The sequence below is a fragment of the Pseudomonas fluorescens genome (genome assembly GCF_000802965.1).
GTDB lineage: Bacteria > Pseudomonadota > Gammaproteobacteria > Pseudomonadales > Pseudomonadaceae > Aquipseudomonas > Aquipseudomonas fluorescens_A.
On record NZ_JSAK01000016.1, the window covers coordinates 1 to 21284 of the forward strand.

Genomic DNA, 21284 nt, shown 5'->3' on the forward strand with positions numbered 1-21284 from the left:
CGAGCCTGCTCGCGATGAGGGCTTCACATTCAACATCTCTGTTGACTGATCCGCCGCCATCGCAAGCAGGCTCCCACATTGGTTCCGTGTATCTTCAGATTCCCTGACTACGCAACCAGCTCATCAGCTGCGGCAACGGGAACGCCCCGCTCTGGCGCGCAACCTCCCGACCGTTCTTGAACAGAATCAGGCTTGGAATCGAGCGAATCCCCAACTGCGCCGACAACTGCTGGTTCGCCTCGCTGTCCAACTTGGCCAGCCGACACTTGCCCGCCAATTGCCCCGCCGCCTGCTCGAACACCGGCGCAAACGACTTGCACGGCCCGCACCAGTCCGCCCACACATCTACCAGTAGCGGCAGGTCGCCCTTGATCTGGCTGGCGTAATCGCCTTGCTTCAATTCAAAAGGCTTGTTCAGCAAAACCTCAGCCTTGCAGCGGCCGCATTTGGGATGGTCTCCCAGGCGCTCGGCGGGGATGCGGTTGAGGCCGTTGCAGTGGGGGCAGGGGATGAGGAGAGGGTCGGTCATGGGTTGATCCTGTTAAGAAGCCGATCACTCCTATTTGGAGACGTTTGCTCATATTTTCAATCGTGCGATGCCAGTCGATAAAACTAGGCTGAAACGTACCTGGCGAGACCATTGGTCTGTTTGGGATTATCGCATATTGCGATATTTTTGATCTGTGATTAACTCCCCATAGCAGAATGCGATAAGGATGTTGCATGCATGTCATCACCGAAAAACGAATACGTGAAGCAAAGGCAAAATGGCCACAGGCAGCCAACGCTTTGGATCACTGGTATCAATTGGCTAAAGGAAGTACGCCGGCGGATTTCGCGACGATGAAGGCCTTATTCCCTGCTATCGACAAGGTGGGCGAATTTCACGTTTTCGATATCGGTGGCAACAAATTGCGACTGATCGCTTTCGTCAGGTCTCGGTCCCAAAAGCTTTATATCAAGCATTTGCTGGATCACCGCGAATACGACCGCGGCAAATGGAAGGAGGGAAGAGTATGAGTGTTCTGATCAAAAGAGCGGCCGAACATTGGGAGTTCGTCTCCCCTGTGTTGCGCAAACCAAAAAACGAAGACGACTATGACATGCTGGTACGGGCGCTGGACGAGTTGCTCGAGATGACTGGCGATGATGAGACCCATCCGCTGATGAGCCTGGTGGATATCATCGGTGACTGGATTGAGGAATGGGATAACAAGCATCACCCAATGCCGAAGCCTAGCGGTGCCGACGTCCTCGGCTACTTGATGCGCGAACACGGCCTCACGCAGAGTGACCTGCCAGGAGTCGGCACCCAATCGGTCGTATCCGAGATTCTGAGTGGCAAGCGTCAGCTCAACCTGCGGCAGATCCGCTGGTTGGCCGAGCGCTTTGGTGTGTCGGTGGAAACCTTTATCTGATGGGGGTTCAGGAAGAACAACTGATCTCCAAATGCTTGCCCCACTCCGGCGGCCGTTCGGCATAGCTTTCCATCCCCGGTTGCTCCTCGAACGGCTTGCTCAGCACTGCGTGCAGTCGTCGAACTTCCGAATAGTCGCCATTTTCCGCCGCATCGATCGCTTTTTGCGCCAGGTAATTACGCAGGATGTACAGCGGGTTGACCGCGTGCATGCGTTGGCGGCGTTGTTCCTGATCCAGTTCGCCTTCCCGGGCAACTCGGGCAACGTACAGCTCACCCCAGGCATCGAAGCCCTTGAGGTCGACGAAGTCATCGCGCAAACGGGCGATGGCTGCTCGCGGTGAGTCATCGCCCAGGCGACGGAAGAACAGGCTGTAATCGACGCCGCTGTTTTGCATCAGTTGCAGCAGTTGTTCCAGAAGCTTTTGATCGTCGTCTTCGGCGGTGGTGAGGCCGAGGCGGCGGCGCATCAGGTCCTGGTAATGGGCCTGGAACAGCGGCAGGTATAGGCCTAGGGTCTCGCGCAGGGCCTCGACGCTGATGAACGGTGTCAGCGCTTGAGCCAATGCGCTGAGGTTCCACTGACCGATGGGCACTTGGTTGCTGAAGGAATAGCGGCCCTGATCGTCGGAGTGGTTGCAGATGAAGTTGGCGTCAAAATCGTCGAGGAAGGCGAACGGGCCGAAGTCGAAGGTGATGCCGAGGATCGACATGTTGTCGGTGTTCATCACGCCGTGGCAGAAGCCGTAGGCTTGCCACTTGGCAATCAGTTCGGCGTTGCGCTCGACGATTTCGCGGAACATCGCCAGATACGGTTCTGGTTGCTCCAGGCACTCGGGAAAGTGCATGGCCAGCACGTGTTCGCCCAGTTCTTTCTGCTTCTCCGGGCGTTTGGTGTAGTAGAAATATTCGAAATGCCCGAAGCGCACGTGGCTCGGCGCCAGGCGCAGCACCATGGCTGCGCGTTCCTGTTTCTCGCGCCACACCGGCGTGTCGGAACCGATCACGCACAGCGCCCGGGTGGTCGGGATGTTCAGGGCATGCAGCGCTTCGGAGGCGAGGAATTCGCGGATCGACGAGCGCAACACCGCGCGGCCATCGCCCATACGTGAAAACGGTGTCTGGCCGGCGCCCTTGAGGTGCAGGTCCCAGTGCTCGCCCGCCTCGTTGTACACCTCGCCCAGCAACAGGCCGCGACCGTCGCCCAGTTGCGGGTTGTACGAGCCGAACTGATGGCCGGAATAGACCATCGCCCGGGGAATCGCATCGGCCCAGAGCTTGTGGCCGCTGAATAACTCGGCGAACTCCGGCGTTTCGGCCACAGTCGGGTCGAGATCCAGCAACGCCATGGCGGCGGGGCTGGCGACTACGAGGCGCGGGTTGTCGATGGGCTCGGGCAGCACGTGGGCGGAAAACGCATCGCCCAGGCGGTCGAAGCGATTATCGAAGGTCAGTTCGTCGAGGGCTTTCAAGGGCCGGCTCCAGCAGAATGTCCGAGCATTCTGCTGGGGAAAGACCGGTTAGTCGAGTTTGGCGGGCGGCGGCTCTTGCACCGGCTTGCCGTCGACCAGCGGCACGATGGTTTTCGCTTCCGGCTCGATCGGCACCATCTTGTATTCCTGGCCGTGGAGATTCTTGAGGTAGACCTCCATCTGCCGGAACGAGATGTTGATGTGCTGCTTCTTGAACTCGCGATTGATGAAGCGGTTGACCTCATCGAGCACCGGGTTTCGGTCGCCGAGGTCGCGCACGTGCATGCGCAACTCGTGGTCGAGGGTGCTTTCGCCAAAATTCAGGAAATACACGTGCGGCTCGGGTTCTTTGAGTACCCGTGGGTTTTCCCGCGCGGCTTTCAGCAGCAGTTCTTTCACCAGGTCCAGGTCCGAGCCGTAATCGACCCCGAGCTTGAGCGTCACCCGTGTGATGGTGTCGGTCAGGGACCAGTTGATCAGTTGCCCGGTAATGAACGTCTTGTTCGGGACGATGATGTCTTTGCGGTCGAAGTCGGTGATGGTCGTGGCGCGGATGCGGATCTTGCTCACCGTGCCCGACAGGTTGCCGATGGTGATGGTGTCGCCGATCCGCACCGGGCGTTCGAACAGGATCATGATGCCGGAGATGAAGTTGGCGAAGATCTCCTGCATGCCGAAGCCGAGGCCGACCGAGAGCGCTGCGACCAGCCATTGCAGCTTGTCCCAACTCACGCCGAGCGTGGATAAGGTCGAGACAAAACCGATGCCGGCGATCACATACGACAGCAACGTGGTGGTGGCATAGGCGCTGCCTTGGGCGAGGTTCAGCTTTGACAGCACGAACACTTCCAGCAGACCGGGCAGGTTGCGCGCCAGGGCAAAGGTGATGCCGATGATGATCAGCGCGCCGAGCATGTCGCCGATGCTGATCGGCACCATGCTCATGTTGGCGCCGGTGCCGCTGGTGTATTCGTAGAGGGTGATGTTGTCCAGGTACGAGAACACCGAAATCAAGTCCGACCAGACCCAGTACAGCGCGGCGATGAAGCCGCCCAGCAGCGCCAGGCGGATCAGGCGCAGGGATTGCTCGTTAACCTTCTCGATGTCCAGCGTCGGTTCTTCGATGACCGCTTCGCCGTCGCCGGCCTCTTTCGCCGCCTGACGTTTGGCCAGGGCGCGTTGGTAAGCCAGGCGCCGTGCCGCGACGCTCAGGCCGCGCACGAAAGTCGCTTCGATCACCAGCCAGAACATCAGCAGGTAAAGGGTGTTAATCAACCGGTCGCTGAGTTTGAGCGCGGTGTAGTAGTAGCCGAAGCACACGGCCACGAACAACGCGATGGGCAGCGCGGTGAACAGAATGCCCAGAACCTTGCGGAACAGCGAGGCGTTTTCGTGGGTCGGGCTGCTGATCAGCAAGCGGCTGAGCAACCAGGTCATCAAGGCGTAGCAGATCAGCACCACGGGCATGCCGAGCACGTCATCGGCCAGTGCCGCCGGTTGCAGTTCCGCAACCGCCACCACGGTAACCAGAGCCATCACCACCATGCCAAGGCGACGGACCCAGCCCCGGAGGAATTCGACCTGGGGTTTTTCCCAGCGGAAATGCAATTCCGCCACGCCACCCGGCGCCAGAATCCGGTACGCGGTGTAGAACACCAGCCAGGCCCCGGCCATTTGCAGCAATGCCGCACCCATGCTTGCGTTTTGCCCGCGGGCGTCGATTTGCAGGGCCAGGGCACATAGGGCGAGGCCCAGCGACACCGGCATCGCCAGCAGAATGTTGATCAAGATGGCCTGGGGTGTGTGCAACTGGCTGTCACGCTTGAAGTGGCCGATGTCCTGGTGAACCTTGTTCAGGCGCGCATACAACTGCTTGCGTCGCCACAGCAGTGCGCCAATCAGTAATGCCAGTGGCAGGAACAGCAGCGGGCGCTGGGTCAGGCCGTCGACCAATTCACTCAGGCTCGAAGCCCAGGGCAGGGTATCGACCTGACGCTTCAGGCGATCCGGCACCGCATGCATCCACTCCAGATCCAGTGGCTTGTTGCTGGGAATCCAGAACATCTGCTCATCGAGGGTCGCCCGCAGGCTTTGCGCAGTGCTGAGCAGTTGCTTCTGGTTCAGTTGCAGGGTGATGGATTCGTTGAGTACCGCGCTTAGTTCGCGGTTCAGGCGTTCCAGCAGATCGGCGCGGGTCGTGGCCAGTTCCAGCAGGCTTTTGCGCAGCTGCGGGGTGACCTGTTCCGGCGGTTGAGCCGCCAGCAGGTTGTCGACGTAGGTGGCCGGGTTGCTGAGCAGTTCGCGTTGCTGGCTGACTTCGAATTGATACAGACGAATGTCGGCGATCTGGTCCGCCAGGTCGCGGTCGACCCGCAGTCGCGGCAAGGCCTGTTTCTGCTTGTAGAGAATCTTGGAGAGCAGCAGGCTGCCCTTGAGGACGTTGATCTGTTCATCCAGGGCGGAATCGCTCTGGGTCAGGCTGTCCAGTTGTTGCTTGGTTTGCAGGTTTTTCTGGGTGACCACGTTGAGGCGGTCGGTGCTTTTGAGCAAGTAGTCCGAAAGCTTCAGGTTGGCCGTGCTTTCGGTAGCCAACAGGCTGCTGCCGCCGGCCTTCTGCGCTTCGATCGATTGCTGGGTCACCGTTTCTTGAGATTGCGCGAGGCGCTTCTCATTGATCAGGTTTTGCAGCTCCTGGATTTCCTGATCCAGGCGATCGGACTTTTCGGATAGCAGGTCATGCTGGCTGTTGCCCAGGTCTTGCAGCTGGTTGTTGCCGGCCAGTTCCTGGCGGCGCAGCGGGATCAGGGCGTTCAGGGCCATGAGCTCGGCATTGAGCTGGTCGCGCTGCTCGGCACTCAAGGTCTTGCCGGCGTCTTTGCCGGCCTTGAGGATGTTGTTGATCTGCTGGATGCGCGTCTGGCTGGCGGAAATTTCCGCCTGGGCGCGTTCGGGGCGAGTCTGGGCGGTAATGATCAAGCTATTGGCGTCGCCCAACGCCTTTTGCAGATCGCTTTGCTGGGTCGAACGCTCGGTGAGCATTTGCTCGAGCTGCTGAATCGACTCCTTGGCAAAGCGTTGCGCCACCGGTACTACGCTGCTGGCCTTGAGACGGGTCAGCTCACGCTGGTTTTCGATGGTCTGTTTGGGCGCGGTCGCCAGTTGTTGCTTGAGGGCGACCAGCTTCTGCTCGTAATCGCTCTGGTTGCTGAGCTGAGTCAGCGTGCTTTGCAGGACCGATTGCAGGGCCTTTTGATCGGCCTCCGGCAGTTTGCGGTCGGCGATCTTGTCCAGGCTCGCCTGCACGGATTCGCGGGTGGGTGGTTCGGCGGCTTGTAACGTACCGACAGAGAGACTCAGGCCCAAAAGGACCATGACGAAAAAGGTGCGCAGGCTTGACATAGAGACCGATCAAATACGAGGCGAAGAGTGGAGTTTAGAGGAACAAGCCCGGACCCGGGCGACTTCCTTCGGGGAATCTGACGCCCACTTTGCCGATTCTGTTCCCGTCCATGACCGCGACGGTCCAGATGGTGTTGTTCCATTCCACCTGGTCGCCAACTACTGGCGCACCGCCCACTTTCTGGGCAATGAACTTGCCCAGGGACATCTCCGGATCGATGCCTTCGACCTTCAATCCGTACAGGGCAGCAACCGCGGCCAGCTGGGCGTCTCCTTCGAGTACGAAGTCGCCGAAGAAGCGCAAATCGAGGCCCCGTTGCGGCGCCTGGCTGAAGAGTTTTCCGAGGGCTGCAAGGTTGTGTTCATGGCCGATTACACACAGTAAATCATCGACTTCCAGCACCGTACTACCCGACGGATGGAGCAGTTGCTGGCCACGAAACAGCGCCGCGATGCGGGTGCCTTCGGGCATTTTCAGCTCGCGCAGGGGGGAGCCGATGCACCATTTTTCGGCGCCGAGGCGATAAACGAACAGCTCCCATTCGCTGGTGACATGTACTTCAAGGGCGGAACGAGAGATCGGCGCAGGCTCTGGCGGAACGGTCACTTTCAAAAGCTTCGCCACCCACGGCAGGCTCGTGCCCTGCACCAGCAGCGACACCAGCACGATAAAGAAGGCGAGGTTGAAGTAGAGCTGGGCGTTCGGCAGGCCAGCCATCAGCGGGAACACCGCCAGAATGATCGGGACCGCGCCGCGCAAGCCGACCCAGGAAATGAAGGCCTTTTCGCGTCCGTGGAACGCCTTGAACGGTAACAGTCCGACCACCACCGACAGCGGCCGGGCGAACAGGATCATCCACAGCGCTAGGGCGAGGGCCGGCAGGGCAATCGGCAGCAAGTCGTGGGGCGTGACAAGCAGGCCCAGCACCAGGAACATGCCGATCTGTGCCAGCCAGGCCATGCCGTCGAGCATGTGCAGAATGCCGTGGCGGCTGCGCACCGGGCGGTTGCCGATCACCAGACCGCACAAGTAAACCGCCAGGAAACCGCTGCCGTGCAGGGCGTTGGTCAGCGCGAACACCACCAGACCGCCGGCGATGACCAGGATTGGATAGAGGCCGGTGGCCAGGTTGATGCGGTTGACCAGTTGCAACATCAGCCAGCCGCCGCCCAGACCAATCACACCACCGATGCCGAACTCGCGCAGCAGGTGCGTCAGAAGGCTCCAGTGCAGGCCGGTCTGGCCGCTGGCGAGCATATCGATGAGGGTCACGGTGAGAAACACCGCCATCGGGTCGTTGCTGCCGGATTCGATTTCGAGGCTGGCGGTCACCCGTTCGTTCAGGCCTTTGCCGCCCAGCAGCGAGAATACTGCCGCGGCATCGGTGGAACCGACGATGGCGCCGATCAGCAGGCCTTGAATCATATTGAGGTCGAACAGCCAGGCGGCGGCCATGCCGGTCAGCCCGGTGGTAATCAGCACCCCGACCGTCGCCAGCGACAGCGCGGGCCATAATGCGACACGGAAACTCGACACCCGGGTGCGCAACCCGCCATCGAGCAGGATCACCGCCAATGCAAGGTTGCCGACCAGATAAGCCGTGGGGTAGTTGTCGAAGATAATGCCGCCGCCGTCGACGCCAGCGGCCATGCCCACGGCCAGGATAATCACCAGAATCGGGATACCGAGGCGGGACGATAGTGAACTCACCAGAATGCTCGCACCTACCAGCAACGCGCCGATCAAGAACAGGCTGTTGATGGTCGTCGCATTCAAAGGCAGTACTCCAGAAAGCTGAAAGGCGGGCACAAACTGACCATGCAGTCTGCGTGCCAGCGATTCTAACCTGTTGAAATGTGATGCTGTCAAAAAGCTTTTGACGGTTTGACGCGCCGCGCGCGAACCCTGTGGCGAGGGAGCTTGCTCCCGTTGGGCCGCGTAGCGACCCCCCGAGTTGTTTCAGACAGATTTTGCAAGATCGATTGCGACTGCTGCGCAGTCGAGCGGGAGCAAGCTCCCTCGCCACAGGGGTTGTGGGGTCCAGTTACAGGCTAAACCGGCCAACCATCGTGTTCAGGTCCACCGCCAGACGCGACAACTCGCTACTCGCCGCACTCGTCTGGTTGGCACCGGTCGCCGATTGCACCGACAAATCACGAATGTTCACCAGATTGCGGTCCACTTCCCGGGCCACTTGCGCCTGTTCTTCGGCGGCGCTGGCGATCACCAGGTTGCGTTCGTTGATTTCGACAATCGCACTGTTGATCGTGTCCAGCGACATCCCGGCGCCACGGGCGATGTTCAGCGTCGACTCGGCGCGCTCGGTGCTGTTGCGCATCGAATCCACGGCGTGCTCGGTACCGCTCTGGATGCTGCCGATCATGCGTTCGATTTCGCTGGTCGACTGCTGGGTGCGATGCGCCAACGCGCGAACCTCGTCCGCCACCACGGCAAAGCCGCGCCCGGCTTCACCGGCCCGCGCCGCTTCAATGGCCGCGTTCAAGGCCAGCAGGTTGGTCTGATCGGCCAGGCCACGAATCACATCCAGTACCTTGCCGATATCGCGGGACTCATTGGCCAGGTCGCCAATCAAGGACGCAGTGCTCTGCACATCAGCGCTCATGCGTTCGATGGCGCTGACGGTTTCCTGCACCAGATCGCGACCGTCACCGGCGGAAGTGGTGGCGTTTTTCGACGCTTCGGACGTGCTGACGGCGTTGCGCGCGACTTCTTCCACGGCGCTGGTCATTTCATTGACCGCAGTGGCGGCTTGCTCGATTTCGTTGTTCTGCTGGGTCAGGCCACGGGCGCTTTCGTCGGTGACGCTGTTGAGCTCTTCCGCAGCCGACGCCAGTTGCGTGGCCGAGCCGGAAATTCGTTGCAGGGTGTCACGCAGTTTTTCCTGCATCTTCGACATCGCCAGCAACAGGCGACCGGCCTCGTCTTCGCCATCGACGGTGATCGGACGCGTCAGGTTGCCTTCGGCGATCTGTTCAGCGGCGTCCAGGGCGTTGGCGATGGGCTTGGTGATGCTGTTGGTCAGCAACCAGGCGAACAGCATGGTCAGGCCGGTGGCGATGACCAGCAGAGTGATTACCAGGTTAAAGGCCGATTCATATTGGTCGGCGGCTTGCTGGTTGGTGTCGAGGGTCTGCTGGGTGTTGATCTCCAGCAGCTTGTTCAATACCGCGTTGACCGCTTCGGAGTTGCTCAGCAGATCGGCGTTGAGCAGGCTGCGCAGTTCGTCGACCTGATTGTTGCGCGACAGGGTCTTCATGCGGTCTTCAATCTGGCGGTATTGCCCGAGCAACTGCACGTATTGATCGTAGGCCGCACGTTCCTGCGGGCTGCTGATCAGTTTTTCGTAGGTGGCCTGGGCGGTGCGGATCTGCTGGTTGCGCATATCCAGCAGCTCCATGGTTTTCTGCTGCACGTCTGGTTCGCGGTTCACCAGCAAGCGGTAGGACAGCACTCGCAAACGCAGGGTCAGTTGGGTGAACTCGTCGAGGCTCTTGATACTCGGCACGCTGGTCACGGTGATGTCTTCAGCGGCGTCGCGGATCTTGCTCATCTGGTTCAGGGCAAACACGCCCAGCAGCAGCATCAAGCCGCCAATCAGGGCAAAGCCGAGGAACGCTCGCGGGGCGATATTCATATTACGAAGGGACATTGGGATTACCGAAAAGAGCGCACCTGAGCGGTGCCGAGGCTGACGTATGAATGCCTTATCGGTCGTACGACTAAAGTCTTGAGCCCCTGCGCGGTTTTGCCGCACAAACACTGTGGCGACGAAGTGCAGGAACCAGAATCGCCAATCACAGTCTTTAAAGTTCGCGAGGGAGGTCACCCCTCAGGAAAATCAAGGCTTTGCGCCTGGATAACCCTGGCATCCGTGGTGACTTTTCTTTATCGTACGCGCCCTTTGAAAATGCCTGGAAAATCAAAATGTTGGAAACATCCCTAAGCCAATTGGAACAACTGGTCAGCGACCTGGTGCAACAGAACCAGACTTTGGTCAGCACCAACCAGACCCTGAGCGCCGAACTGGCCCAGGCCAAGGATGAAAACGAAAGCCTGCAACTGAGCCTGATGGAACAGGAAGAGAAACAAGGCGCTACCGCCGCACGCATTCAGGCCCTGGTTGAGCGCGTCAGCGCTGGCCCTGTCAGCGCATGAGTTACAACGCCGCAGGGGTAAAAGTCGTCTCGATCCTGGGAGAGGACTATTCGATCAAGGCGCCGGCCGGGGAAGAACAAACCCTGCTGGACGCTGCATTAATGTTGAAAGCTGCCCTGGCCGACACCAAACGGAAGTACCCGACGCTGATCGGTGACCGCCTGCTGGTACTGGCCGCGATGAATCTGTGCTCCCAGCAGATCGAAATGCAGAAGCAACACAAGCTCGAACTCGACCGTTACCAAGAGCAAGTCAGCGCCACGGTTGAAGTGATCTCCAAGACGATCAATCAGGCCTGATCGGCTTTGCGCACAACCAAAGAATAAATTGTCGGTTGCGTTGTATACAATCGGCACGGCTGTTGCAGTGTTTCAGCCTCTTATTCTTTGGGGGTGCTCCATGCAGTTCTGGCGACGCAGTATTCAGTGGCAGTTGATCCTGAGCATGGGCACCGCCCTGCTGGTCAGTATCCTGATCGTGGTTGGCATTTATACCCTCGTGGTCAACCGCCTCGCCCAGAGCTATCTGGTCGAACAAGCGCTGCCGTCGAGCATCGAAGCGATGCGCAACGACATCGAGCGCATCCTCGTTCAACCACTCACCGCCGCCAAGGACATCGCCAGCAACAGCATGGTGCGCGACTGGCTGGCCGAGGGTGAAAACAGTGCCCAGAGCGCTACGTTCACCACTTACCTCGAAGGCATCCGCGCCGAACACAAAGCCTTTACCGCGCTGATCGTCGGCACCGCATCCAATCATTACTACACCGAGAAAGGTCTGGACCGCACCCTCAGTCGCTCCAACCCCAAGGACGCCTGGTTCTATGCGTTTCTCGACAGCAACCAGCCGCGCACCCTCAATATCGACAACGACACGGCCACCGGAGAATTGGCGCTTTTCATCGACCTTAAAGTCGAGAAGGCCGGCAAAGTCGTGGGCGTTGCCGGGCTTGGCCTGAGCATGAAAGAGCTGTCGGAGCTGATTCACAACTTCAGCTTCGGGGAGCGCGGCAAGGTCTATCTCGTGCGTTCTGACGGTTTGATCCAGGTTCATCCTGAGGCGCAATTCAGCGGCAAACGCACCTTGGCTGAACAGATTGGTGACCCGGCGGCACAAGCGGTCATGGGTCAAAAAAATGCCACCAACAGTGGCTTCCAACGTGACGGCGAAGACTTTCTCGCGTTGAGTCTGCCACTGCGCGATCTCGGCTGGACCCTGGTGGCCGAAGTGCCGCAGTCGCAAATCTACGCCGAGGCCCGCCGCGCCATGTGGATGAGCAGCGGCATCGGCCTGGCGGTGGCGCTGGTGTGCCTGTTGCTGGTGGTGTTGCTGGCCCGTGGGCTGGTGCGACCGATTCGGCAGGTAACAGCAGCGCTGGTCGCTATCGGTAGCGGTGGTGGGGATTTGACCCATCGTCTGGATGCCAGCCGCGCCGATGAATTGGGTGATCTGGCGCGCGGTTTCAATCGGTTCCTCGACAGTCAGCGCGACATGATCGGTGAAGTGCTGACCACCAGCGAACGCTTGCGCACGGCTGTTGGCCAAGTGGCGCGGGTGGTGGACAACACCGCCGAACGCTCGGGACGCCAGCAGGAAATGACCGACATGGTCGCCACGGCTGTCCATGAAATGGGCCTGACCGTGCAGGAAATCGCGCAGAACGCCGGCAACGCGGCCGTCGCTTCGCAAAATGCGCGGGACGAGGCGATGCAGGCGCGGGAAGTGGTCGGCGGTTCGATCCGCCATATAGAAAGCATGTCCGATGAAATCGGCCTCGCGGCGGGCGCGGTGGGTGAGTTGGCGAATCAGGTCGCGTCCATCGATCAGGTGTTGGCGGTGATTCGCGGGATTTCCGAGCAGACCAACTTGCTGGCGCTCAACGCGGCCATTGAAGCGGCGCGGGCTGGCGACATGGGGCGCGGTTTTGCGGTGGTGGCTGATGAAGTGCGGACCCTTGCGCGGCGCACGCAATCGTCCACCGATGAGATTCAGCAAATGATCGGCAGTCTCAAGCAAGGCGCGGAAAACGCGGTGTCATCGATGCATTCCGGGCAAGCGGCGACCGGCACCGGCGTTGAGTCGAGCCAGCGTACGGGGGCTTCGTTGACGGCGATTACCGGACAGGTCGAGCGCATCAGCGACATGAACCATCAGGTGGCGACGGCGACGGAAGAGCAGTCGGCGGTGACTGAAGAGATCAACCGCAACGTGCAGGGGATTTCCGATTTGGCCCGGGCGACGGCGGGGGAGGTCAGGGCGTGTCGTGAGGATTGCCAGACGTTGCAGCGGTTGGCAGATGATCTGGCACGGCAGATGGGTGGGTTCAAGCTGAGTTAAGAGACAACTTTGTGGCGAGGGAGCTTGCTCCCGCTGGAGTGCGAAGCGCTCCCAAATCCGGCAACCCGGGTATATGTGATGCACCGAGTTGCCTGTATTTGCGGCTGCTTCGCAGCCGAGCGGGAGCAAGCTCCCTCGCCACAAAAACTTGCCAGTCGTCAGAACCACTCATCCTGCATACCCAGGCAAACATCATCCCGAGCCTCAAGTATCGCCAGTTCATGATGGCAACCCGGTACTTCCCAGGTCAGGAAGTACCGTGCCGCCTGCAACTTGCCTTTATAGAAACTCACATCCGCCGCATTGCCCTTGGCCAAACCTTCCTCGGCGCGAATCGCCTGTTCCAGCCAGCGCCAGCCAATGACGGTGTGGCCGAACACCTTCAAGTACAGCGCCGAGTTTGCCAGGCTGCTGTTGACCTTGCCTTGGGCCAGATCGGTCAGCAGGCCGATTGTCACGGTTTGCAGGCGGGCCACCAGTTGCTCCAGCGGCTCGCGCAGTGCGGTCAGTGAATCATGGGCCTGTGCGCGTTCGGCAGTGTCGCCGATCAGGCGGATAAGTTGCTTGAGCCCGGCACCGCCGTTCTGCGCCAGTTTCCGCCCAAGCAAATCCAGCGATTGAATGCCGTGGGTGCCTTCGTGGATCGGGTTCAGGCGGTTGTCGCGGTAGTACTGCTCCACCGGATATTCGCGGGTGTAGCCGTGACCGCCGAGAATCTGGATCGCCAGTTCGTTGGCCTTCAGGCAAAACTCCGACGGCCAGGATTTGACGATGGGCGTCAGCAGATCCAGCAGCTCATGAGCCTGCTTGCGTTCGGCTTCAGTCTCTAGCGTGGTGGTGTCATCGAACAGTCGTGCGGCGTACAAACCGAGGTCGAACGAACCTTCGACGTAAGCTTTCTGGGTCAGCAGCATGCGTTTGACGTCGGCGTGCTGAATGATTGCCACCGGCGCAGTGTTCGGGTCCTTGCTGTCTGGCACGCGACCTTGCGGACGTTCGCGGGCGTACTCCAGCGAATACAAGTAACCGGCGTAGCCGAGCATCACCGCGCCCATGCCGACGCCGATCCGCGCCTCGTTCATCATCTGGAACATGTAGCTCAAGCCATGATGCGGCTTGCCCACCAAATAGCCGACACACTCACCGTTATCGCCGAAGTTAAGCGCTGTCGACGTGGTGCCGCGCCAACCCATCTTGTGGAACAGGCCTGCGAGCAATACGTCGTTACGCTTGCCGAGGCTGCCGTCATCGTTGACCAGGAATTTGGGCACGATGAACAGCGAAATACCCTTCACCCCGGCCGGCGCATCTGGCAACTTGGCCAGCACCATGTGCACGATGTTTTCCGACAGCGGGTGATCGCCGCCGGAGATGAAGATCTTGTTGCCCTTGAGGCGATAAGTGCCGTCAGACGCCGGCTCGGCGCGTGTACGAATATCCGACAGCGATGAACCGGCGTGCGGCTCGGTCAGGGCCATGGTGCCGAAGAAGCGTCCGTCGATCATCGGTTGCAGAAACCGGCGTTTCTGCTGGTCGGTGCCGAAGCTCTCGATCAGGTTTGCCGCGCCCATGGTCAGGAACGGGTACGAAGTCGACGCGGCGTTGGCCGATTGGAAATGCGCAAAGCAAGCCTGGGACAGCAGTGTAGGAAGTTGCATGCCGCCGGCTTCGAAACTGCGCGCCGCGTTGAGGAAACCGGCTTCGAGGAAGGCATCCACCGCCGGTTTCACTTCCGGAATCAGAATCGCCTGACCGTCTTCATAGCGCGGTTCGTTCTCGTCACCCTTGCGGTTGTGCGGGGCGAAGAATTTTTCCGCGATGTTACGGGCGGTGCCGAGGGCGGCATCGAAGGTTTCGCGGTTGTGCTCGGCAAAACGCTCACGCTGGGTCAGGCCCTCGGCATCGAGGACTTCATACAGCTCGAAAGCCAGATTGCGGGAACTGAGCAACGTCTCGGACATGGCGGCCTACCTTTTATTGGGATGGGCCGAGTCTAGGCGTGGGAATAAAGGCTGAACAGGATGATTGATGAGCGTGATGTTGGAGCCGGGCGCCGACTTAGCAAACACCCCAAAACAACTGTGGGAGCTGGCTTGCCAGCGATGGCGTCAGATCAGTCACTATCGAGGGTGACTGACACATCGCTATCGCTGGCAAGCCAGCTCCCACAGGTTTTTTGCTGAACCGGGCACCTATGCAGTGCCCGGTTATCGGTTTTAGCCGATGGTCATCAAGCTGGCATTACCACCCGCCGCAGCCGTGTTAACACTCAACGCCCGCTCAATTACCAAACGCTCCAGCGCAATGTTGGTCTCACCTTGGGACAGCCCGTGAACCCCAACAATCGCGCCGGCACGCTTGGCCACTTGCTGGCAAACCGCACGCAGCTGATCGGAATGGCCGTGATGCAGAACTGCATCAAACACCACTTCGTCCTTGTTCCAGTCGGAAACCAGCTTGATGCGCCCCTGAATGTCCTTCGGCAGACGTGCGAACAGTGCCTTGGTCAGGTCAGCTTCCGGCCATACCGCCGAACCGCCGACAGCCAATACCGCCGCCAGTTGCGTCAGCAAATCGCCTTCGACTTCCGCCAGGCACAGCACGTGTTCACGCGGCAGAATCGCATAGCTGTTGCGCTCGCCGGTCGGGCCGGCCAGGACGCGGGTGATCCCGCTTTGCGATTGCGCGGCGAACTGCACGCACAGGGTGCTCAGGTCGGCGAACTTGTTGCTGTCGGCCCAGGTTTTCAGGGCGGTTAGCGGTTTGCTCATGGCTTCACGCAGACGAACGTCCGGCGCTGCGATGGCGTCGCCGCGAGCGAAGGATTGTTCGATTGCATCGGTAGGACGTGTCGACAGCAGGCGGTACAGGTACAGCGGACCACCGGCCTTCGGGCCAGTACCCGACAGACCTTCGCCGCCGAACGGTTGCACGCCGACCACAGCACCCACGATGTTGCGGTTTACATAGACGTTACCGGCATTGACGTTGTCGATCACCTTGGCGATTGTCTCGTCGATACGGGTGTGCACGCCCAGCGTCAGGCCGTAGCCGGAAGCGTTGATCTGAGCGATCAGTTGGTCGATGTCTTTGCGCTTGTAACGAACCACGTGCAGCACCGGGCCGAAGATCTCCCGTTGCAGTTCGTCGAAGCTTTCCAGTTCGATCAGGGTCGGCATCACGAAGGTGCCGCGTTTGACTTCTTCAGCATCGGCGATGGCCACCTGGTACACGCTGCGACCTTTGTCGCGCATGGCCTGGATGTGCTTCTCGATACCAGCCTTGGCTTCGGCGTCGATGACCGGGCCGATGTCCACGGACAAACGCTCCGGGTTGCCGAGACGGCTTTCAGCCATGGCGCCCTTGAGCATTTCGATGACACGGTCGGCGGAATCTTCCTGCAAGCACAGAACCCGCAATGCCGAGCAGCGCTGGCCGGCGCTGTCGAAGGCCGATGACACGACGTCGATGACCACTTGTTCAGTCAGCGCCGAAGAGTCGACGATCATCGCGTTCTGGCCGCCGGTTTCGGCGATCAGCGGAATCGGACGGCCCTGGGCATCCAGGCGACCGGCGATGTTGCGTTGCAGCAAGCGAGCGACTTCGGTGGAACCAGTGAACATCACGCCTTTGACGCGATCGTCGCCCACCAGGCCGGCGCCGACGGTTTCGCCACGGCCCGGCAGCAGTTGCAGCACGCCTTCCGGAATCCCGGCTTCGAGCAGCAGGCGCACGGCCTGAGCCGCGATCAGTGGAGTCTGCTCGGCAGGTTTGGCCAGTACCGGGTTACCGGCAGCCAGTGCGGCGGCGACTTGACCACTGAAGATTGCCAGCGGGAAGTTCCACGGGCTGATGCACACCACTGGGCCTAGCGGACGGTGGGCGTCGTTGGTGAAATCGTTGCGTGCCTGCACCGCGTAATAACGCAGGAAGTCCACGGCTTCACGCACTTCGGCGATGGCGTTGGCGAAGGTCTTGCCGGCTTCGCGGGCCAGCAGGCCCATCAGCGGCTGGATCTCGCCTTCCATCAAATCGGCGGCACGTTCCAGGATCGCAGCGCGTTCGGCGGGCGGAGTGGCCTGCCAGATCGGTGCGGCGTTCAGCGCGCACTGGATGGCATTGTCGACGTCTTCGACGGTGGCTTCCTGTACATGGCCGACCACGTCACGCAGATCGGACGGGTTCAGCACAGGTGCAGGGGTTTCAGTGCTGGAAGCGCAGCCGAGCATCGGCGCGGCTTTCCAGTGGTTGTGAGCGGTTGCCAGCAAGGCGCAGGACAGGGAAGCCAGGCGATGTTCGTTGGCCATGTCGATGCCGCTGGAGTTGGCGCGTTCCGAACCGTACAGGTCACGCGGCAGCGGAATACGCGGGTGCGGCAGGCCGAAGCCACCTTCCACGGTCGCCATCTGCTCGATGCTGGCTACCGGATCGGCTACCAGTTCCTGAATCGAAATCGACTGGTCGGCAATGCGGTTGACGAACGAGGTGTTCGCGCCGTTTTCCAGCAGGCGACGTACCAGGTACGCCAGCAGGGTTTCATGGGTGCCGACCGGTGCGTACACGCGGCATGGACGGTTCAGCTTGCCTTCGGAAACTTTACCTACAACTTGCTCGTACAGCGGTTCACCCATGCCGTGCAGGCACTGGAATTCGTACTGGCCCGGGTAATAGTTCTGACCGGCGATGTGATAAATAGCCGACAGGGTGTGGGCGTTGTGTGTGGCGAACTGCGGGTAGATGACTTCCGGTACCGACAGCAGTTTGCGTGCGCAAGCGATGTAGGAAACGTCGGTGTACACCTTGCGGGTGTAGACCGGATAGCCTTCCAGACCTTCGACCTGGGCGCGCTTGATCTCGCTGTCCCAGTACGCGCCTTTTACCAGACGGATCATCAGGCGATGACGGCTGCGGCGAGCCAGGTCGATCACGTAGTCGATCACGTACGGGCAACGCTTCTGGTAAGCCTGGATGACGAAACCGATGCCGTTCCAGCCAGTCAGTTGCGGCTCGAAGCACAGGCGTTCGAGCAGATCGAGCGACAGTTCGAGGCGGTCGGCTTCCTCGGCGTCGATGTTCAGACCGATGTCGTATTGCTTGGCCAGCAGGGTCAGCGACAGCAGGCGCGGATACAGCTCATCCATCACGCGCTCGTACTGGGCGCGGCTGTAGCGCGGGTGCAGTGCGGACAGCTTGATGGAGATGCCTGGACCTTCATAAATCCCACGACCGTGGGACGCTTTGCCGATTGAGTGGATCGCTTGTTCGTACGAAGCGAGGTACTTCTGCGCGTCGTGTTCGGTCAGTGCAGCTTCGCCGAGCATGTCGTAGGAATAGCGGAAGCCCTTGGCTTCGAATTTACTCGCATTGGCCAGGGCTTCGGCGATGGTTTCGCCGGTGACGAACTGCTCGCCCATCAGGCGCATGGCCATGTCGACGCCCTTGCGGATCATCGGCTCGCCGCTCTTGCCGATGATGCGGCTCAGGGACGAGGTCAGGCCGGCTTCGTTATGAGTGGACACCAGTTTGCCGGTCAGCAGCAGGCCCCAGGTCGCGGCGTTGACGAACAGCGAAGGGCTGTTGCCCAAGTGCGGGTGCCAGTTGCCGGTGCTGATCTTGTCGCGGATCAGCGCGTCACGGGTGCCTTTGTCCGGGATGCGCAGCAGCGCTTCGGCCAGGCACATCAGCGCCACGCCTTCCTGGGACGACAGGGAAAATTCCTGCAACAGGCCTTGAACAATGCCTGCACGACCGCCGGCACTCTTCTGATTGCGCAGTTTTTCGGCAATCGAGGCAGCGAGCTTGTTGGTGGCTTCGGCCATCGGGGCGGGCAGACGCGCTTGCTCGATCAGCATCGGCACCACTTCCGGCTCCGGGCGACGGTAAGCGGCGGTGATCGAAGCGCGCAGTACCGATTGCGGCAGGATGCTTTCGGCGAATTCGAGGAAGCACTGGTGGGCGTGATCCAGAGGCGCATCGACGGCGTCGTCGGAATCCTTGGTCAAACCGTTCAGCTCGGTCAGGGTTGCACCACCCTCGAGTTTTTCCAGGTAATTGAAAATTGCCTGCTTGATCAGCCAGTGCGGCGTGCGATCAATCGAAGTCGCGGCAGCCTTGAGGCGTTCGCGGGTCGGGTCGTCAAGTTTGACCCCAAGGGTGGTGGTAGCCATGTTTTTATCCTCATGTTTGCCACGATCGCGTGGCATCAGCTGGCGGCAAGATTAGCCGTGCGTTGAAAGAGGTGCAACCGGGTGCAACCCTTTTTTTTGCCGGAATATTACGCAGCTCGTCAGGAAATAAATTCTGGTACGAACGTCCTGCGCATGCATGGTGCTTTTACTTCTAGAAATGAGGTTGGACTGCGCTAAAAGGGAGCAAAAACAACCGGTTTCGCTGCAAATCTGACCGGGTGCAACTAATTCTCAAGAAATGGGTTGCACCTCATTTGCTTTGTTGAATAGGATTCGCGCCCAAGGTGCAACCCAGCTGCATCACGCAATACCTGTAGGAGCTCCCGCAGGCTGCGATCCTTTGATCTTGCTTTCAAGCATCAACGTCAAAAGATCGCAACCTTCGGCAGCTCCTACAGGGAATTCATAAATGCGCGGGATCCCGAATCGTCTGTCAAACGTCATCGTTTGCGAGCGGTTCACCAGCCGCCGCTACATAAAAACAAAGCCAGGGCGTCACTTAAATGAGCGTAAGCAACCCAACCCTGATCACGTTCGTGATCTACATCGCAGCAATGGTGCTGATCGGCTTCATGGCCTATCGCTCCACCAACAACCTTTCTGACTATATTCTGGGCGGCCGTAGCCTGGGCAGCGTCGTGACCGCGCTGTCTGCCGGTGCTTCCGACATGAGTGGCTGGTTGTTGATGGGCCTGCCGGGCGCCATCTACATGTCTGGTCTGTCTGAAAGCTGGATCGCCATCGGCCTGATCGTCGGTGCCTACCTGAACTGGCTGTTCGTCGCCGGCCGTCTGCGCGTGCAGACCGAGCACAACGGTGATGCCCTGACCCTGCCGGATTACTTCTCCAGCCGTTTCGAAGACAAAAGTGGCCTGCTGCGGATCATTTCCGCCGTCGTGATCCTGGTGTTCTTCACCATCTACTGCGCTTCCGGCATCGTCGCCGGCGCCCGTCTGTTCGAAAGCACCTTCGGCATGTCCTACGAGACTGCGCTGTGGGCCGGTGCTGCTGCGACGATTGCCTACACCTTTGTAGGCGGTTTCCTGGCAGTGAGCTGGACGGACACCGTACAAGCGACCCTGATGATCTTCGCCCTGTTGCTGACGCCGATCATCGTGCTGCTGGCCACCGGTGGCGTCGACACCACGTTCCTGGCTATCGAAGCGCAAGATCCAAGCAACTTCGACATGCTCAAGGGCACCACTTTCATCGGCATCATCTCGCTGATGGGCTGGGGTCTGGGCTACTTCGGTCAGCCGCACATCCTGGCGCGTTTCATGGCAGCCGACTCGGTTAAATCGATCGCCAACGCCCGTCGCATCTCCATGACCTGGATGATTCTGTGCCTGGGCGGCACCGTGGCAGTAGGCTTCTTCGGTATCGCTTACTTCTCGGCTCACCCTGAAGTAGCCGGTGCTGTGACCGAAAACCACGAGCGCGTGTTCATCGAGCTGGCGAAAATCCTGTTCAACCCATGGGTCGCCGGTGTCCTGCTGTCGGCCATTCTGGCTGCCGTCATGAGCACCCTGAGCTGCCAACTGCTGGTGTGCTCGAGCGCCCTGACCGAAGACTTCTACAAGACCTTCCTGCGTAAATCCGCTTCCCAGGTTGAGCTGGTCTGGGTCGGCCGCGCCATGGTGCTGCTGGTTGCCCTGATCGCCATCGCGATGGCGGCCAACCCGGAAAACCGTGTACTGGGTCTGGTGAGCTACGCCTGGGCCGGTTTCGGTGCTGCGTTCGGTCCGGTTGTCCTGATCTCGGTGATCTGGAAAGACATGACCCGCAACGGCGCACTGGCCGGGATCCTGGTCGGCGCGATCACCGTGATCGTGTGGAAACACTTCGAACTGCTGGGTCTGTACGAAATCATCCCTGGTTTCATCTTCGCCAGCCTGGCGATCTACATCGTCAGCAAACTGGGCAATCCGACTGCCGGCATGTTGCAGCGCTTTGCCGCTGCCGAGGCTGATTTCCGCCTGAACAAGTGATGGGTTGAGCGCGTGCGCTGAGCCCATGCTTGAATGAAAACGGCCCGCTTCCTTTTGGAGGCGGGCCGTTTTTTTGTGCCTTCGAAACTCACAATCCTTGTGGGGGCGAGCCTGCTCGCGATGGCGGTAGCCCCTTCAATATTGATGTCGACTGGGCCGACGCTATCGCGAGCAGGCTCGCTCCTACAGGGTTCCGTGGTGTTCTTGTGGGGTTGTCTGTAGCCGGAAAAACCGTTTTCTGAAGGGTATTGCTTCAGTTGAAGTAGGGTAAATCTGAATTTCCTGTGCATCGGCCTGGACCTCTTG

Annotated in this window: 13 protein-coding genes and 2 pseudogenes; 7 read left to right on the forward strand and 8 right to left on the reverse strand. The window is 60.0% G+C overall.

The features are described 5' to 3' along the window. Nucleotides 1-94: 94 nt before the first annotated feature. Complete coding sequence (gene trxC, locus NL64_RS13995; RefSeq protein ID WP_034148665.1) at nt 95-529, reverse strand: thioredoxin TrxC; 435 nt, start codon at nt 527-529, stop codon at nt 95-97. A gap of 194 nt (nt 530-723) precedes the next feature. Between trxC and NL64_RS14000 the strand changes: the two genes are divergently transcribed. Further along, entirely contained in the window at nt 724-1020 is a 297-nt protein-coding gene (locus tag NL64_RS14000) for a type II toxin-antitoxin system HigB family toxin (RefSeq protein WP_034148666.1), read from the forward strand. Next, complete coding sequence (locus tag NL64_RS14005; protein WP_034148667.1) at nt 1017-1418, forward strand: helix-turn-helix domain-containing protein; 402 nt, start codon at nt 1017-1019, stop codon at nt 1416-1418. Before NL64_RS14000 ends, NL64_RS14005 begins: the two co-directional genes overlap by 4 nt. A gap of 7 nt (nt 1419-1425) precedes the next feature. Here NL64_RS14005 and selO read toward each other — a convergent pair whose 3' ends face one another. The 5 genes and pseudogenes from selO to NL64_RS31110 all read right to left on the reverse strand — a co-directional run. Further along, nucleotides 1426-2889: a protein adenylyltransferase SelO gene (gene selO / locus NL64_RS14010; protein ID WP_034148668.1), complete on the reverse strand. Its 1464-nt coding sequence runs from the start codon at nt 2887-2889 to the stop codon at nt 1426-1428. Between the two features lie 48 nt (nt 2890-2937). Next, the gene (gene mscK / locus NL64_RS14015) at nt 2938-6288 is read right to left on the reverse strand and encodes a mechanosensitive channel MscK (protein ID WP_034148669.1); all 3351 of its coding nucleotides are present in this window, start codon (nt 6286-6288) and stop codon (nt 2938-2940) included. 34 nt (nt 6289-6322) lie between these two features. Continuing rightward, nucleotides 6323-8065, reverse strand: a complete 1743-nt coding sequence (locus tag NL64_RS14020) for a potassium/proton antiporter (protein ID WP_034148670.1) — start codon at nt 8063-8065, stop codon at nt 6323-6325. Between the two features lie 268 nt (nt 8066-8333). Then, entirely contained in the window at nt 8334-9206 is an 873-nt protein-coding gene (locus NL64_RS31105; RefSeq protein WP_437176918.1) for a methyl-accepting chemotaxis protein, read from the reverse strand. Beyond that, nucleotides 9189-9959, reverse strand: a pseudogene (locus NL64_RS31110) (MCP four helix bundle domain-containing protein); the annotation flags it as partial. The pseudogene NL64_RS31110 and the gene NL64_RS31105, both read right to left, overlap by 18 nt. 275 nt (nt 9960-10234) lie before the next feature. On the opposite strand from NL64_RS31110, the gene NL64_RS14030 reads away from it, so the two are divergent. From NL64_RS14030 to NL64_RS31120, 4 genes and pseudogenes are all read left to right on the forward strand, one after another. Then, a complete protein-coding gene (locus NL64_RS14030) occupies nt 10235-10465 on the forward strand; it encodes a hypothetical protein (RefSeq protein ID WP_034148751.1) in 231 nt (76 codons plus the stop codon). Continuing rightward, a complete protein-coding gene (locus NL64_RS14035; RefSeq protein WP_034148672.1) occupies nt 10462-10764 on the forward strand; it encodes a cell division protein ZapA in 303 nt (100 codons plus the stop codon). The genes NL64_RS14030 and NL64_RS14035 overlap by 4 nt, the downstream gene beginning before the upstream one ends. Before the next feature lie 145 nt (nt 10765-10909). Beyond that, a pseudogene (locus NL64_RS31115) lies at nt 10910-11938 on the forward strand (HAMP domain-containing protein); the annotation flags it as partial. 132 nt (nt 11939-12070) lie between these two features. Beyond that, nucleotides 12071-12802: a methyl-accepting chemotaxis protein gene (locus NL64_RS31120; RefSeq protein WP_437176919.1), complete on the forward strand. Its 732-nt coding sequence runs from the start codon at nt 12071-12073 to the stop codon at nt 12800-12802. Between the two features lie 158 nt (nt 12803-12960). Here the strand turns inward: NL64_RS31120 and NL64_RS14045 are convergent, their stop codons facing one another. Together NL64_RS14045 and putA are read right to left on the reverse strand one after the other, a co-directional pair. Further along, nucleotides 12961-14763, reverse strand: coding sequence for an acyl-CoA dehydrogenase (locus NL64_RS14045; RefSeq protein ID WP_034148674.1), 1803 nt, complete (start codon nt 14761-14763; stop codon nt 12961-12963). 255 nt (nt 14764-15018) lie between these two features. Next, nucleotides 15019-18969 (reverse strand): trifunctional transcriptional regulator/proline dehydrogenase/L-glutamate gamma-semialdehyde dehydrogenase, encoded by a 3951-nt coding sequence (gene putA, locus NL64_RS14050; RefSeq protein WP_034148675.1) that lies wholly within the window; start codon nt 18967-18969, stop codon nt 15019-15021. 524 nt (nt 18970-19493) lie between these two features. Between putA and putP the strand changes: the two genes are divergently transcribed. Continuing rightward, nucleotides 19494-20978 (forward strand): sodium/proline symporter PutP, encoded by a 1485-nt coding sequence (gene putP, locus NL64_RS14055; RefSeq protein WP_034148676.1) that lies wholly within the window; start codon nt 19494-19496, stop codon nt 20976-20978. Nucleotides 20979-21284: the final 306 nt, after the last annotated feature.